The organism is Acinetobacter sp. LF10 (assembly GCF_048585715.1).
In the GTDB taxonomy this organism is placed as follows: Bacteria; Pseudomonadota; Gammaproteobacteria; order Pseudomonadales; family Moraxellaceae; genus Acinetobacter.
On the sequence record NZ_CP184160.1, the window covers coordinates 1,622,808 to 1,637,411 of the forward strand.

At 37.0% G+C, this 14,604-nt stretch carries 17 protein-coding genes and 1 pseudogene; 13 read left to right on the forward strand and 5 right to left on the reverse strand.

Annotation, left to right across the window (positions count from 1 at the left end; all coding sequences use genetic code 11):
• The first annotated feature begins 156 nt into the window (after nt 1–156).
• The 9 genes and pseudogenes from ACN19N_RS07865 to ACN19N_RS07905 all read left to right on the forward strand — a co-directional run bounded on the left by ACN19N_RS07865 (nt 157) and on the right by ACN19N_RS07905 (nt 7,238).
• Nucleotides 157–1,788, forward strand: coding sequence for a CTP synthase (locus ACN19N_RS07865; RefSeq protein ID WP_005216362.1), 1,632 nt, complete (start codon nt 157–159; stop codon nt 1,786–1,788).
• 33 nt (nt 1,789–1,821) lie between these two features.
• The gene (kdsA, locus tag ACN19N_RS07870) at nt 1,822–2,679 is read left to right on the forward strand and encodes a 3-deoxy-8-phosphooctulonate synthase (protein WP_004653722.1); all 858 of its coding nucleotides are present in this window, start codon (nt 1,822–1,824) and stop codon (nt 2,677–2,679) included.
• Nucleotides 2,680–2,723: 44 nt separating this feature from the next.
• Entirely contained in the window at nt 2,724–4,013 is a 1,290-nt protein-coding gene (eno, locus tag ACN19N_RS07875; RefSeq protein ID WP_269228049.1) for a phosphopyruvate hydratase, read from the forward strand.
• Between the two features lie 124 nt (nt 4,014–4,137).
• Entirely contained in the window at nt 4,138–4,509 is a 372-nt protein-coding gene (gene ftsB, locus ACN19N_RS07880; RefSeq protein WP_004662248.1) for a cell division protein FtsB, read from the forward strand.
• Nucleotides 4,493–5,197, forward strand: a complete 705-nt coding sequence (gene ispD / locus ACN19N_RS07885) for a 2-C-methyl-D-erythritol 4-phosphate cytidylyltransferase (RefSeq protein ID WP_420002336.1) — start codon at nt 4,493–4,495, stop codon at nt 5,195–5,197. The genes ftsB and ispD overlap by 17 nt, the downstream gene beginning before the upstream one ends.
• 115 nt (nt 5,198–5,312) lie before the next feature.
• On the forward strand, nt 5,313–5,789 hold the full coding sequence (locus ACN19N_RS07890; protein ID WP_420002337.1) for a DUF6438 domain-containing protein: 477 nt from the start codon (nt 5,313–5,315) through the stop codon (nt 5,787–5,789).
• Nucleotides 5,790–5,870: 81 nt separating this feature from the next.
• Nucleotides 5,871–6,108: pseudogene (locus ACN19N_RS07895) on the forward strand (hypothetical protein).
• 303 nt (nt 6,109–6,411) lie between these two features.
• Complete coding sequence (locus ACN19N_RS07900) at nt 6,412–6,831, forward strand: YeeE/YedE family protein (protein WP_420002338.1); 420 nt, start codon at nt 6,412–6,414, stop codon at nt 6,829–6,831.
• A complete protein-coding gene (locus tag ACN19N_RS07905; RefSeq protein WP_420001048.1) occupies nt 6,828–7,238 on the forward strand; it encodes a DUF6691 family protein in 411 nt (136 codons plus the stop codon). The genes ACN19N_RS07900 and ACN19N_RS07905 overlap by 4 nt, the downstream gene beginning before the upstream one ends.
• An 85-nt stretch (nt 7,239–7,323) precedes the next feature.
• Here the strand turns inward: ACN19N_RS07905 and ACN19N_RS07910 are convergent, their stop codons facing one another.
• The 5 genes from ACN19N_RS07910 to ACN19N_RS07930 form a co-directional block, all read right to left on the reverse strand.
• Nucleotides 7,324–7,935: a hypothetical protein gene (locus ACN19N_RS07910; protein ID WP_420001049.1), complete on the reverse strand. Its 612-nt coding sequence runs from the start codon at nt 7,933–7,935 to the stop codon at nt 7,324–7,326.
• 159 nt (nt 7,936–8,094) lie between these two features.
• Complete coding sequence (locus tag ACN19N_RS07915; protein ID WP_420001050.1) at nt 8,095–8,547, reverse strand: hypothetical protein; 453 nt, start codon at nt 8,545–8,547, stop codon at nt 8,095–8,097.
• Between the two features lie 13 nt (nt 8,548–8,560).
• Entirely contained in the window at nt 8,561–9,394 is an 834-nt protein-coding gene (locus ACN19N_RS07920) for an FAD:protein FMN transferase (RefSeq protein WP_420002367.1), read from the reverse strand.
• Nucleotides 9,385–9,909 (reverse strand): FMN-binding protein, encoded by a 525-nt coding sequence (locus ACN19N_RS07925; RefSeq protein ID WP_420001051.1) that lies wholly within the window; start codon nt 9,907–9,909, stop codon nt 9,385–9,387. Before ACN19N_RS07925 ends, ACN19N_RS07920 begins: the two co-directional genes overlap by 10 nt.
• Nucleotides 9,910–9,923: 14 nt before the next feature.
• Nucleotides 9,924–10,808 carry a DUF6662 family protein gene (locus tag ACN19N_RS07930; RefSeq protein WP_420001052.1) on the reverse strand — a complete coding sequence of 295 codons (885 nt, stop codon included), beginning with the start codon at nt 10,806–10,808 and terminating at the stop codon, nt 9,924–9,926.
• 494 nt (nt 10,809–11,302) lie between these two features.
• Between ACN19N_RS07930 and ACN19N_RS07935 the strand changes: the two genes are divergently transcribed.
• The 4 genes from ACN19N_RS07935 to ACN19N_RS07950 all read left to right on the forward strand — a co-directional run bounded on the left by ACN19N_RS07935 (nt 11,303) and on the right by ACN19N_RS07950 (nt 14,569).
• Nucleotides 11,303–12,472 (forward strand): alkane 1-monooxygenase, encoded by a 1,170-nt coding sequence (locus tag ACN19N_RS07935; protein WP_420001053.1) that lies wholly within the window; start codon nt 11,303–11,305, stop codon nt 12,470–12,472.
• Nucleotides 12,473–12,507: 35 nt separating this feature from the next.
• Nucleotides 12,508–12,576, forward strand: a complete 69-nt coding sequence (locus ACN19N_RS07940) for a rubredoxin (protein ID WP_420002368.1) — start codon at nt 12,508–12,510, stop codon at nt 12,574–12,576.
• Between the two features lie 70 nt (nt 12,577–12,646).
• Nucleotides 12,647–13,806 (forward strand): IS3 family transposase gene (locus tag ACN19N_RS07945; protein ID WP_420001054.1). Its coding sequence is split into 2 segments (ribosomal slippage): nt 12,647–12,881 and nt 12,881–13,806, totalling 1,161 coding nucleotides; the frame shifts between segments, so codons are not numbered across the junction.
• A gap of 67 nt (nt 13,807–13,873) precedes the next feature.
• The gene (locus ACN19N_RS07950; protein ID WP_269228301.1) at nt 13,874–14,569 is read left to right on the forward strand and encodes an IS1 family transposase; all 696 of its coding nucleotides are present in this window, start codon (nt 13,874–13,876) and stop codon (nt 14,567–14,569) included.
• Nucleotides 14,570–14,604: the final 35 nt, after the last annotated feature.

Here is a 14,604-nt window from a genome sequence, read left to right on the forward strand (position 1 = left end):
CAAATCCCATAAATTTTTATCGAAAATGCTGATAGAATAGTCAGTTGTTTATAGTTCTTTGAATTGATGCGGTTTGACTTTGCTTTATAGGGGCAGAGTACAGTAAAATTGCCCAACATTGTAGGCCGATTTCGGCTCGATTGTACGAGAAACTCAATGACCCATTTTATTTTTGTCACTGGTGGTGTGGTTTCATCACTAGGTAAAGGTATTTCTGCTGCTTCTGTTGCTGCACTTTTGGAAGCTCGTGGCTTGAAAGTCACTATGGTAAAAATGGATCCATACATTAATGTCGATCCAGGTACCATGAGCCCATTTCAGCACGGTGAAGTTTTCGTCACAGAGGATGGTGCTGAAACTGACTTAGATTTGGGATATTACGAACGTTTCTTACGTCGTGCGAAAATGACCAAACTGAATAACTTTACCAGTGGTCGTGTCTATCAGGACGTTTTGAATAAAGAACGTCGTGGTGATTACTTAGGTGGCACGGTTCAAGTTATTCCACATATTACAGATAATATTAAAGAACGTGTACTTCGCGCAGGTGAAGGTTACGACGTTGCGATCGTTGAGATTGGTGGTACAGTTGGTGATATCGAATCACTTCCTTTTATGGAATCAGTACGTCAGTTGATGGTAGAGCTTGGTCATAAACGTACCATGTTGATGCACTTGACATTATTGCCATATATCAAATCTGCTGCTGAACTTAAAACTAAGCCAACTCAACATTCAGTTAAAGAACTTCTTTCTATCGGTATCCAGCCAGATATCTTAATCTGCCGTACTGAATATGATGTTGACGTTGATACTAAACGTAAAATTGCATTGTTCACCAATGTTGAAGCGCGTGCCGTTGTCGTCTGTAAAGATGCAAAAACAATTTATCAAATTCCACGTACATTCTACGAACAAAATGTTGACGATTTGATCTGTGAGCGTTTTGGTTACAACGATCTTCCAGAAGCAAATCTTGAAGATTGGGATAATGTGGTAGAAGCATTATTGAACCCTGAATACACAGTTCGTGTTGCGATGGTCGGTAAATATGTTGAATTACCAGATGCTTATAAATCTGTAAATGAAGCACTTTTACATGCAGGTATTCAAAATCGCGTTAAAGTTCAGATTGACTATGTCAATGCTGAAGACCTTGAACAGCAAGATATGAGTATTTTGAGCACTGCTGATGCGATTTTAGTACCAGGTGGTTTCGGTGAGCGTGGTACTGAAGGCAAAATGAAAGCCATTCAATACGCACGTGAAAACAAGATTCCATTCCTTGGTATTTGTTTAGGTATGCAGTTAGCTGTGATTGAGTATGCACGCAATGTTGCAGGTATGCCTGAAGCGAGTTCAACTGAATTCAATCGCTCAACTAAGTATCCACTCATTGGTTTAATCACTGAATGGTTAGATGAACGTGGTGAATTACAGCAACGCAGTCTTGAGTCAGATCTTGGCGGTACGATGCGTTTGGGCGCACAAAAGTCTGAATTGGTTGAAGGCACAAAAACGCGTGCAGTCTATGGTAAAGCTGAAATTACAGAGCGTCACCGTCATCGCTATGAAATGAATGATCGTTTCATTCCTACACTTGAACAAGCGGGCATGAAAATTTCAGGTTATTCATCAGTACAACATTTAGTTGAAACTGTAGAAATTCCTGAACATCCTTGGTTTATTGCTGTACAATTCCACCCAGAATTTACAAGCTCGCCACGTGATGGTCATCCATTATTTGCTGGTTTCATTGAAGCTGCAAAAAAACAGCATCAAAAGTAAGTACTAAGTTTTAAATAAACTGGGAAAGTTTGAATGTCACAATTAAAACCACAAGAAGTTGTACGTTTAGGCGATATACAAATGGCAAATCATTTGCCATTTGTATTATTTGGCGGAATGAACGTATTAGAGTCAAAAGATTTAGCATTTGAAATTGCTGAAACTTATGTTGATATTTGCAAACGCTTAGATATCCCTTATGTATTTAAGGCGAGCTTTGATAAAGCAAACCGTTCAAGCCTAAACTCTTATCGTGGACCGGGTTTGGAAAAAGGGATTGAATGGCTTGCGGACATTAAAAAACATTTTAATGTACCCATTATTACGGACGTTCATGAACCTTACCAAGCAGCGCCTGTTGCTGAAGTTGCGGACATTATCCAACTCCCAGCTTTCTTAAGTCGCCAGACTGATCTTGTTGAAGCAATGGCAAAAACACAAGCCATTATCAATATCAAAAAAGCACAATTCTTAGCACCACACGAAATGCGCCATATTTTGCATAAGTGTTTGGAAGCTGGAAACGATAAACTCATTCTTTGTGAACGTGGTTCAGCATTTGGCTATAATAACTTAGTTGTGGATATGCTTGGCTTCGACATCATGAAGGAAATGAACGTACCCGTATTCTTTGATGTAACGCATGCACTACAAACGCCTGGTGGACGTGCTGACTCTGCTGGTGGTCGCCGTGCTCAAATCACGACTTTAGCGCGTGCAGGTATGGCAACAGGTTTAGCGGGTCTGTTCTTGGAAGCACATCCAGAACCTGAAATCGCAAAATGTGATGGACCGTGTGCTTTGCGTTTATCTCAGCTTGAGCCATTCTTGGCGCAATTAAAAGAATTGGATACTTTAGTTAAAGGATTCAAAAAGTTAGATACCCACTGATGTAATTGTTTACATCTTATTTTCATTCAACAGAGGAATTGTTCATGAGCCAAATCGTTGACATCCGTGCACGTGAAATTTTGGACTCTCGTGGTAACCCAACCATCGAAGCAGATGTAATTTTAGAATCTGGCGTTGTTGGTCGTGCATGTGCGCCATCTGGTGCTTCGACTGGTTCTCGTGAAGCCTTAGAACTTCGTGATGGTGATAAAGCACGTTACTTAGGTAAAGGTGTTCGTACAGCAGTTAATAACGTAAATACGATTATCCGTGATGCTTTAGTCGGCAAATCAGTATTTGAACAAAAAGACATCGATAACACGATGATCGAACTTGATGGTACTGAAAACAAAGAAAAATTGGGTGCAAATGCAACTTTAGCAGTATCGTTAGCTGCTGCACGTGCTGCTGCTGATGAAAAGAAAATTCCTCTTTTCCAATACATCGCAGACCTACGTGGTCAAACGATTTTGACTATGCCTGTACCAATGATGAACATCATCAATGGTGGTTCGCACGCAGATAACAATGTTGATATTCAAGAGTTTATGATTGAGCCTGTAGGCTTTGGTTCATTCGCTGAAGCATTACGTGCGGGTGCTGAAATCTTCCATTCTCTAAAATCAGTTTTAAACAAAAAGGGTTTAAATACTGCTGTAGGTGATGAAGGTGGTTTTGCACCAAACTTACGTTCAAACGAAGAAGCAATCACTGTTATTCTTGAAGCGATTGGTCAAACTGGTTACAAAGCGGGTTCTGACATTATGTTAGCACTTGACTGTGCATCTTCAGAATTTTACAAAAATGGTCAGTACATCCTTGCAGGTGAAGGCAATAAAGCATTCACAAGCAATCAATTCTCTGATTATTTAGCTGGTCTTGTAAACCAATACCCAATCATTTCGATTGAAGACGGTCTAGATGAATCTGACTGGGAAGGTTGGAGCTACTTAACCTCAATCCTTGGTGACAAAATCCAATTGGTTGGCGACGATTTATTCGTAACTAATCCTAAGATTTTACAACGTGGTATCAATGAGAAAGTAGGTAACTCTATTCTCATCAAATATAACCAGATCGGTACATTGACTGAAACTTTAGATGCAATTTACCTTGCTAAAGCGAATGGCTATAGCACTGTAATTTCACACCGTTCTGGTGAAACTGAAGATTCTACAATTGCTGACTTGGCAGTAGGTACAGCGGCAGGTCAAATCAAGACGGGTTCACTATGCCGTTCTGACCGTGTAGCGAAATATAACCAATTACTTCGTATTGAAGAATTAACGAACGCAGCTTACCGCGGTAAAGCTGAATTCAAAGGTCTAAAATAAGGTCAAATAATCTATGTTGAATACTTCTGATCATCGTTCTTTACAAAAGAGAGAAACTCTGCAAATTCATAATCCTATAGAATTTACAGATAATCTTCCTTTAAGAAGGATGTAGGAGTTCTTCATGATAGAAATGTTTCGATCGACCTCGAGTAAATTGATTCTAGTGCTTGTCATCGCTTTGGTGACAAGTTTACAGTATCAATTTTGGCTAGGTGAGGGAGGGTATTTTCCTCATCAAGCCTTGACTCAACAGATTAAACAACAAGCAGAAGTAAATACGGAGCTTAAAGAGCGCAATCGTATTTTAGCAGCCGAAGTTTTCGACTTGAAAAATGGAACGGAAGCGATTGAAGAACATGCACGTTTGGATTTAGGTTTGGTTAAACCTAATGAAACTTTTGTGCAGATGAGCACAATCAGTACCCATTATAAACCGATTTATATTGATCCAAATGCAAAAATAGATGCAGCAACAAATGAAAACCCAGACTAAGCTGTGGGCTGTTGTTCCAGCCGCAGGTTCTGGCAGTCGTTTTTCGAAAACTGAATTAAAACAATATCAATATATTCAAAATCGTACTGTGCTTGAACATACCGTTAATCGATTAAATACACTGGATTTAGCTGGTTGTGTACTTGCAATCGGTGAGAATGATAATTTTGCTAGAACACTTTCTTTTGATCATAAAGAGAAATTACATTTTTGTTTAGGTGGAGTCGAACGAGTAAATTCTGTGCTCAACGCATTAATTTACTTATCTGATATTGCGGATGCAAACGATTGGGTATTAGTGCATGATGCAGCTCGTCCTTGTGTTACGCCCGCTAATTTAGAGCAATTGGTTAATTCTGCAATGCAATATAATCAAAGTGCAATTTTGGCCATTCCAGTACGTGATACTTTAAAACAAGTGTGTGTTGAACATCAGATTGAAAAAACTGTAAGTCGCGCGTTGTTGTGGCAAGCTCAAACACCACAGATCGCAAAATTAAAAATACTAAAAAATGCTCTTGAAAAAGCATTGATAGATCACATGACAATTACTGATGAAGCAAGTGCATTAGAATACGCTGATTTTCCTGTACATGTAGTACAAGGTCGTTCAGACAATATTAAAATTACTTATCCTGATGATTTAGAACTTGCACAGTTAATTCTTCAATCACAAATTCGGCTTTAATTTTTAGATTCAAATAGCCTAAGTAAATTTTATTTTATACTTTTACATCATTCTGAATGACAATAAAATGATGATTTGTTAGATTAAAAAAACATAATTTATAATGGGTTAACAAATGAAAAAATTATTACTTTTAAGCTTTTTTACTTTTTCTTTTCTTGGATGTACATCTACACCATCAGAAACTTCAAACACTGTACAGGAAACGATACGTTATTCATCAAGTCCTTGTTTTGGTGCTTGTCCAATTTATTCGGTAGAAATCTCACCTTCTGGAACAGTGAATTTCAATGGTAAGCAATATACTAAAGTGACGGGTACTCAGACTTTAACAATAGACCCTTCGGTATATAAAAAATTACAACAGGAGTTGAAAACTTATCGTCCAGAAACAGGTGCAAACGTTAAAACAACTGGCTGTCAGCAAACGGCAACTGATCAACCGAGTGCATATTTTGTTTGGATTCGACCAGATGGAACAACAACGAAATTAAGTCACTATACTGGTTGTATTTCACCAGCAAATATAGAATTAAATAAACTGATTGATAAGCTTCCTAAATTGATTGGTATCGAAGATTTAGTACGCTAATGTCCATGAGAGTCTAAAATAGATAAATTTGTCATTTATCTTAGCTCAAGTATAAGAATGAACCATGCGGAGGAGTCTTAAATGACAGCTTTTACAATCACGAAAATGAGTATGCAAGAAGAAGATTATCCTCCTAATCTTGCTGTAGAAGCATTCCGCAATGCGTTCAAGCAAGCCAGTCTTCAACTGTGGCATTGCGAAAAATCATTTTTTATTTGAACCATCGCTGAGGGGTGAAATTTGTATCATTACAAATAAATCAACATGTCCTAAAACCCAAGAAAAACAGGCTATTGTATATTTTAATGCGACAAATTAACTCTAGAATTCGAATGGTCTGAGAAAAGCAAAATAAAAGATGATTTGTTACTCTAGTTTATCGAGGCATATTTCAATGCAGATTTCAGTTTTAAATCTTCAAATGGTGAAAAATTAGCATTTTTCTGAAATTAAAAAAGCAGAAAATTACGCAAGCTAAATTATATTGTAAATGATTTTCCTATTTGATTTGTTGAGTGAGCATTGGCTGAATTTGAATAGAAATTCTGTAACAATAAAGCGCTTTAATTAATATACTAAATAATATAATATAAAAATATATAATGTTTTTTGCGGATCAATTATGTCTAGCATTTTTTCTGCTTTAATCGGTGGTGGAATTTTAGGGCTTGCAGTCGTTGGCTATTTATATGTGAATGGTCGCATTACAGGTATTAGTGGGTTACTTTCTCAATTATTACAACCCAAGCTATTGGTTCGAAGCTCAGCTATGTGGTTCTTATTGGGGCTACTGATCACGCCATTTATCTATCAGATCTTTGTAGCACCAGAGATTGTTATTAAATCATCTCCAATTGGATTGATTATTGCTGGTTTATTGGTTGGTTTTGGTACTCGTTTGGGTTCAGGTTGTACAAGTGGGCATGGGATTTGCGGGATCAGTCGCCTATCTATACGCTCCATGATTGCTACAGTTACATTCATGTTAGCTGGAATAATAACTGTATATGTTATTCGTCATATCTTTGGAGCTGTGCTATGAAGAATGCACTTGCTTTTGTATTTGGTAGCTTATTTGCATTAGGCTTGTTGATTTCAGGGATGTCTAATCCTGAGAAAGTTTTGGGTTTCTTAGATATTTTTGGGCTATGGGATATCAGTTTAATGTTCGTGATGATGGTTGCAATCATTGTGGCAGTTATTCCATTCCAAAAAGCGATTCGAAATCCGAAAACGATCTTTGGAGAAGAAATATCATTACCCATGAATACCCACATTGATAAAAAGTTAATTGTTGGTTCGAGCCTTTTTGGAGTCGGTTGGGGGATTGCAGGAATCTGTCCAGCACCAGCAATTACATTGATTGGATTGGGTTATTCACAAGCTTGGTATTTTATTGGTGCGATGCTATTAGGTATGTTTGTACATCATTTGTGGGCTAAAAACTAATCGTTTTTTTGATTGTTATTGTATTTGTGTAAATAATATAAGGCACATAAGGTTATGATGTGCCTTGTTTTTATATAATAGGATATTATTTGAAACTATGAATATATCGTGGTATAGAGCAAGCAATAACAAGTCCAAAAATGAGTAAGCTAAAATATATGAATAGAATCGTAAGAGCGCTTATACAGAAATTTAGTTCTTTGCATGCCCCTAATAATAATGGAATTCCCCATGATAAAATCGAAATAACTGAACTAGATAATAGAAGTCTACGTTGATTTAAGCTCAGGGATTTGAATAAGTATTGATTAATATTATTTTTTATTAGAGGGAGAATGCGGTGGTGTATCCACCATCCATTAATACTAACAACAACAACAACAACAACAACAATAAATAGTTTTGCCCAAACTTTTTGATTTGAAAGGCTATGGTAGTCAGCAATATAATAATAGAGAAGATAAGCGATTCCTGATAACCACAATAAACATAGCCCCCAAAATATGACTTGACTACTATGTTTAAATATTTCATAAAATTCTTGGCTAATCTTTTGTTTTACCAAGAATCGTATTGCAAGCAAATCTAATAAAATAGCACCACCAAGCCCCAAAGCTAAGCCTATTAAATGAAATACTTTTATCAGTGTTTTTGGTTGAATTTCAAGGATGTCGACGATATCAACGAGAATGAGCATGATGTGTCTATAAGTATAAATGAGAATTAATTTTATTATCATTTATGGGTTGCGTATATGTTAATTTTGCCCAAATCTAAAATCAATTATGCAAATAAAATATTATTCACATAACTGACTATATTCGAAGTAGTGTAAAAGTTTATTTCACGAAAAATATTATAAATGATGGTGCTTATTTTTTTTCTTAGGCATTTTCTTTCTTAGAAAATAACCAATAAAGATATGAGCTGGGAGTAGTAGAAAACAGATAATACCAAGCCAAATGTGTACCCAAATCATATTCTCATGCCAATCTTCTGGGCTGTAATATAATCCTATTCCTGAGAAGATTAAGATAAACATACAAGAGAGGGTCATTAATCCACTTATCATATTTCTTTTTCTGTTTAATGAAAGTCGGACATGCAAAGATAATAGAGATCCGACAAATAACAGCATAAATGCAGCAGAGATACCATGCAATTTGAGTATATTTATAGTCCATTCAGTGGGCTCCTGCATTTGCCAATCTTGTATATAGGCAAAATAAAGACCAGTAATACTGAGAATTGCCCAAACGACATAAAGTCCCCAACGGTGTGGTTTTGATAAGCGAATGGAAATATTCACGATGAAATATCCTTTATTGCAGAATAAAAGCAGTTGCAGAGAAATGCTCTAAACATGGGTGATTCGGATTGGCACTAATTGCAATGACTTTGGTTAAAGCATCTGCAACCCATGCGAGCGGAGCAATAACACTAAAACTATGTGGCGTTAATATGGGTTGGCGAGTGATTGGATCAACTAAGGCGCTGACCTCATTCGACTGATATTGTTGTTGTGAGTAATAGATTGAAGAACTTGCAATTGAACCTTGAGAGAGTTCACCAATATTTTGTAATTGTTGGGGGTTTTTAGGGTCACGAAGCATGATATGTTCAGGCATTGTACCAAGAACACGTAAATCGCCTCCAGCATTAATGACTGCTGAGCGTATGCCGTATTGTCTTAAACACTGGATCGCTATATCAACAGCGAACCCTTTTGCGATGCCACCTAAATCAATAGCAATAGGATTTTTATAATACACATAATGGTTAGATTGTAGTTCTAACTGAGCTTGGGAGACATCTAAATTTTCGAGATGAAATGAATGTTGAGGAAGTAATTGCCATTCCATTAATAGATTTGCAATGGTGCAATCAAATAGACCTTGTGAAGCAGTGTAAATACGTTGAGCTCTTGTGAGAACAGCATAAGTCCAAGGGTGTACTTGTATAGGCATTCGGTGAGCTTGACGATTAAGTAAACTGAGTTCACTTTGATCATCATGGAAGCTCATTAGATTTTGAACTTTTTCTATACAAGTATAAGCCGCATCAATGGCTTGATGTGCTTGCTGTTGAGATAAAACATCATTTAGTTTTATCTCAACAATTGTGCCTAATAATGGGCGAGCCCTTACTATTTTAATGACTTCAAGACCAAATCATGTAGCTGTAAAATCCGCTTCACACCATCTGTAATGTGTTTTGACGATAGTGTGGCACCACTGATATTTTTAATATCTTGATTTAGAGCAACAGGTGAACTCATTGTTTTGCCAACAAACTGTTGGCGCCAAGTCGCATCACGCACTTGAGCACCATATGATTCATTGTATTCTAGGATTTCGACTTGCTTCACTGCACCTTTTGCTGTTAAGGCAACCGCATAGGTAATCATTTCATGTTTACCTAATACTTTATCTATGATCAGCCAACCATCATCGCTACTTTTATAAACTTGGTCTGCTTGAAATGGATAGTAAATACCAGAAGATTTTTTCAAACTTTTGATTTGATCTGCTGTTAAGCGGAGATCTATCTTTTTCAACATTGCATGTGGAAACATCAACGTCTTAGCTTGATCAATCGTCAGATAACTTGCAGCTTGGCATGTAATAGGCGCTACGCATAATAATGCGCTAGCATATGGCATCCATTTCATCTACGTATCCTAAGTTAGAAGTTATAGCCAAACTTTAAGCGGAACTCGTTCTTTGTCTTTTCGATCAGATGTAAATCTTTGTCATCTTGTTGATCGAATTTTTCTCTACCACCTGCCAATTGAGGGAACCAAGTTGCAGTTAACCAGTAATCTTTAGAACCGTAATGAACTGATGGGCCAAGAAATACTGACCAACGTTCTTGACCAATCTCAGTCTCAAATTCAGTTTCGTATTGTGTTTCTAGGCTTGTGTACCAATTGGGCGCAAAGCGATAACTTAAACCTGTTCCTAATTTAATTTCTAATTCCATTTCTGGTGTTGTTGGCCAATCGAAGCCTTCTGGTAAGTTATCGATATTCTTACGTTTTGCATAAGTACCTTCAAAACCTAAATTACCGACCCAGATCAGACTTGCATCCATAAAGTACTTTTGGGCGATTAACATATTCTCAAAAGAAATTGTTTGTTTTTCTTGTCCAGAGTGCGAGTCAACTAATCCATAGCTAAGTTCAAACTGGCTTGATAAACCAATATCATTTGATGCAGGGCTAAGAAAATTATATTTTGCGCCAACCTCAAAGCCAGATAATTTAAGATCAAATTTCTTATCGCCAGGCAAATAGCCATTGATCACAATATTTGATGTATCAAGAGACATTAATTTAACCGCAGCAGAAGCATTAAACTTATCTGTAATACCGCGTTCATACTCTGTTTTATAATCAAAAGCTGAATAATGACCTGCGCCTTTATCGCTACGATTTGTTACCCATTGATAGACTTCTTGACCACCTTGAGGGAGTGTCTCTGCACCACGAACATAACCAAATAAATTTTCATCTGCAAAAGCAGGCGCAGATAAACTTAAAATACAAACAGCAGATAAGATGCGTTTCATTAATTGTAGAACCCCAAATAAGTGTATTTTTTCATTGGCAGAATGAGCATTGCGTATAGCTAATTAAGAAGTATTAACATTTCGCATATCATTTGGCTTCTGATTTTCCGCTGATTGTAAATAGATGTAAATTGCTGGTCAATTAACCGAAAGACCATTTCTATCGATCATCATAAAACTCGTTTATATTTTGGTTTAATTAAATTTAAGATATTGTTTTATAATGTTATTTAATTTTATAGGTAATACTGGTTAAGTATTTAATCATAATAGTAATTTACCATTGAGATTTTAATATATTTTTAAGGTATCCGATTTAATTGACCATGATTTGAAGCCAAGTATCAGCCTTAAATGTGATATATCACTTAAGTTTTATTCCAAAAGAAATATTTTGTCTTTTTAAGAATAGTATTTGTCTTAAATTGGAAATTCACCTTCTCAAGAATATTGAATCATAGTGCCAACCAAAGATAAATTTGTGAGGTTGCTATATGAATGCTATGCATCAGATTGAAACGAATGTTCCAAAGTTTAAAGATAAAAAAAGAAAGTTGTGGATGTTAGGTCTCGTTATTCCGAATATTGCAAATGCTGCGATGTTAGGTTACCAATTCGGGCCGAAGCGTACCAAGAAATTTTTTGCAGCCGCAGGGCCAATCGCACTACATGGTCTGATTCCACTTATTGATAGATTTCTAGGTGAAGACTCCGAGAATCCTCCTGAGGATGCAATAGCTGAATTAGAAGCAGATCCTTATTATGCAAAAATTGTGAATCTTTATATCCTATTACAATATATTGCAAACATTTATGGCAACTATATTGCGAGCCGAGATTCGACACCACTTTCTGATCGTATTCTCATTGGGACAACACTGGGTTTAGTGAATGGTGTGGCGATTAATACGGCACATGAGTTAAGTCATAAATCTGGAAAGTTACAACACTACTTATCGCATTTGTGTTTAGCACCCACAGGTTACAATCACTTTCGCATCGAACATCCTTATGGGCATCATTTGCGTGTCGCAACGCCAGAAGATCCAGCTTCATCACAATTTGGTGAGTCTTTTTGGAAGTTTTGGCCGAGAACAGTCAGTGGTAGTTTTAAATCGGCAATTGAAATTGAAACCAGACGGTTAGAGAGAAAGAGCTTATCTTTTTGGTCAATCCACAATGAGCTGCTACAAGGCTGGGCAATGTCTGCCGCTTATCATGGGTTAATGCTCAAAGCGTTTGGCAAAAATATTATTCCGACCCAAATCACGCAATCACTTTATGGGATTACGCTATTTGAAGCAGTTAACTATATGGAGCATTATGGGTTAAAACGACAAAAGCTAGAAAATGGTCGTTATGAAAGAACCATGCCTGTCCATAGTTGGAATAATAACAGCTTATTCAGCAATATTTTGTTGTATCAATTACAGCGTCATTCAGATCACCATGCTTATCCAACACGTAGTTATCAAGCATTACGTCATTATGAAAATGTACCGCAATTGCCAGCAGGATATACAAGCTTATTTTTACAAGTGTTTATACCCTCATATTGGTTTAGTATTATGGATAAGCAGGTGATTAATTATTACCAAGGAGATATTGATAAGATTAATGTCTATGAGCCAGCGAAAGAGGCCGTTTTGCAAAAATATAATTAATATTTTCAAGCTCAAACAATGGAGGTGCTCTAAACATGAAAAAATATCAATGTATTGTGTGTGGATGGATTTATGATCAATCTCTAGGTCTACCAGAAGATTGATCCTAGCCAAAATAATGGACAGCATGTCCCTCTAAAGATAACGTAACTTCAATCTTTGGAGATCCAAGAAATGGCTAAACGTTTTAGTCCGGAATTTAAACAGCAAGCAATTGATCATGCACTTTCAAACTCCCACGAGCCTATAGCTGCAATCGCCCATAAATTAGGTGTGGGTTATTCAACCTTAGATAAATGGATTCGTGAAGCCAATCCAGTAGGTTCAAGCAAACGTCAACTTTCTCCTGAACAACAGCGGATATTGGAATTAGAAAAAGAAGTCAAACAGCTCAAGGAAGCCAATGACATCTTAAAAAAAGCGCATGTGTACTTTCTGACAGATCATGCCAAGAAAAGTACACGGTAATTCAAGATATGGATGTGAATGAAGTCACTGTGTCTTCTGTCTGTAAATGCCTAGATGTCAGCACTTCAGGCTATTATGCCTGGCGAAAACGCCAGACCAATACAGCGCAGAAATACAATGATTTAAAAGTTGTATATTGGCAGCATCATGCGCGCTTGGGTGCACCGTCATTGGTACATGACATGCGTGATTTAGGTTATCGCATGAGCGAACGTACCGTTGGAAGGATGCTAAAAAAGCTTGGTTTACGTAGTAGGATTGCACGTAAATACAAGCATACGACTGATTCAAACCATCGTTTGTCTACAGCATCAAATTTGTTGGATCGCCAATTTACAGTTACTCAGCCTAATAAAGTTTGGACAACGGATATTACCTATATCCGAACTAAAGAAGGCTGGCTGTATTTATGTGTGATGCTAGATCTATTCAGCCGTCGTATTGTGGGTTGGCAAACCAGCCATCGAATAGACCGCCAATTGGTGTGTGATGCGTTTAATTATGCAATGGCTCGTCAGGGTTATCCAACGGGTGTCATGGTGCATTCGGATCAAGGTAGTCAGTACTGTAGTCGTGATTTTAGGGCGCTATTATTGACGAATAACTGTATTCAAAGCATGTCTAGACGAGGAAACTGTTGGGACAATGCAGTGACCGAAAGCTTCTTCCATACCCTGAAGGGGCATGTAGTACATGGCAGTGTATTTTCTACGAGAAAAGAGGCAAATGCTATCTTGTTTGAGTATATTGAAGTTTACTACAATCGAATCAGAAGGCATTCTGCAAATGGCTGGTTAAGTCCAGAAGCCTTTGAACAGAAATATTTCAAGAATTTAGAGGGATCGGTTGTCCACGATACTGTCTAGGATCATCTAAAAAGTATGCTCATAAGAAAAGGAGGCAAGGAGGAACAATTCAGCTATATTTAAATGTGTGAAAATCGAAATAGAACTTCATTGTCCTCGATGCCAGAGTACAAGTATAAAGAAGAATGGCATTAAATACGATGGTAAGCAAAACTATCGTTGTAAAGAATGTAATAGGCAGTTTGTGGGTGACCATAATTTGACGTATTTAGGCTGTCATTCAAAAGCGGTCAAATTGATTTTGCTTATGCTTGTGCGATGTTGTGGCATTCGGGATATTGCAAAGATTACGAGGTTTAGTATTGGCAAGATACTTAAAACGCTTACACAATCAAATCATGAAATAATTCCTCAAAGAACTCATTATAAATGCTTGGAAGTTGATGAATTTTGGACATTTGTAGGCAACAAGAAAGATAAGCATTGGCTACAGTACGTCTATGATAGAAGTAGCGGAGAAATAGTGGCTTTTGTATGGGGAGGAAGAGATGCTCATACAGCACAAAGGCTAAAAAACCGTTTAGAAGAACTGGGCATTACTTATGATTGTATATCGAGTGATCATTGGGAAAGTTTCATCAAAATTTTTAAGCCGGACCAAGAAGGGAAATATTATACAGTCGGGATAGAAGGAAACAACTGCCGATTAAGACACCGCATAAGGCGAGCAGTAAGAAGAACATGCTGTTTTTCGAAGAAGGTATTGAATCATGTAAAAGCTTTTAATCTTGGATTCTTTTACATTAACCACAGTTTTGTATAGTGATGTTAAAATGATCAGCATACATTTTGAAACAC

Bases quoted from the DNA above. Each gene is read 5' to 3' on its own strand.
- ACN19N_RS07890 (WP_420002337.1), top strand. From the start codon at position 5,313: ATGAAAAAATTATTACTTTTAAGCTTTTTTACTTTTTCTTTTCTTGGA.
- ACN19N_RS07910 (WP_420001049.1), bottom strand. From the start codon at position 7,935: ATGCTCATTCTCGTTGATATCGTCGACATCCTTGAAATTCAACCAAAA.
- ftsB (WP_004662248.1), top strand. From the start codon at position 4,138: ATGATAGAAATGTTTCGATCGACCTCGAGTAAATTGATTCTAGTGCTT.
- ACN19N_RS07935 (WP_420001053.1), top strand. From the start codon at position 11,303: ATGAATGCTATGCATCAGATTGAAACGAATGTTCCAAAGTTTAAAGAT.
- ACN19N_RS07905 (WP_420001048.1), top strand. From the start codon at position 6,828: ATGAAGAATGCACTTGCTTTTGTATTTGGTAGCTTATTTGCATTAGGC.
- ACN19N_RS07900 (WP_420002338.1), top strand. From the start codon at position 6,412: ATGTCTAGCATTTTTTCTGCTTTAATCGGTGGTGGAATTTTAGGGCTT.
- eno (WP_269228049.1), top strand. From the start codon at position 2,724: ATGAGCCAAATCGTTGACATCCGTGCACGTGAAATTTTGGACTCTCGT.
- kdsA (WP_004653722.1), top strand. From the start codon at position 1,822: ATGTCACAATTAAAACCACAAGAAGTTGTACGTTTAGGCGATATACAA.
- ispD (WP_420002336.1), top strand. From the start codon at position 4,493: ATGAAAACCCAGACTAAGCTGTGGGCTGTTGTTCCAGCCGCAGGTTCT.
- ACN19N_RS07930 (WP_420001052.1), bottom strand. From the start codon at position 10,808: ATGAAACGCATCTTATCTGCTGTTTGTATTTTAAGTTTATCTGCGCCT.
- ACN19N_RS07925 (WP_420001051.1), bottom strand. From the start codon at position 9,909: ATGAAATGGATGCCATATGCTAGCGCATTATTATGCGTAGCGCCTATT.
- ACN19N_RS07865 (WP_005216362.1), top strand. From the start codon at position 157: ATGACCCATTTTATTTTTGTCACTGGTGGTGTGGTTTCATCACTAGGT.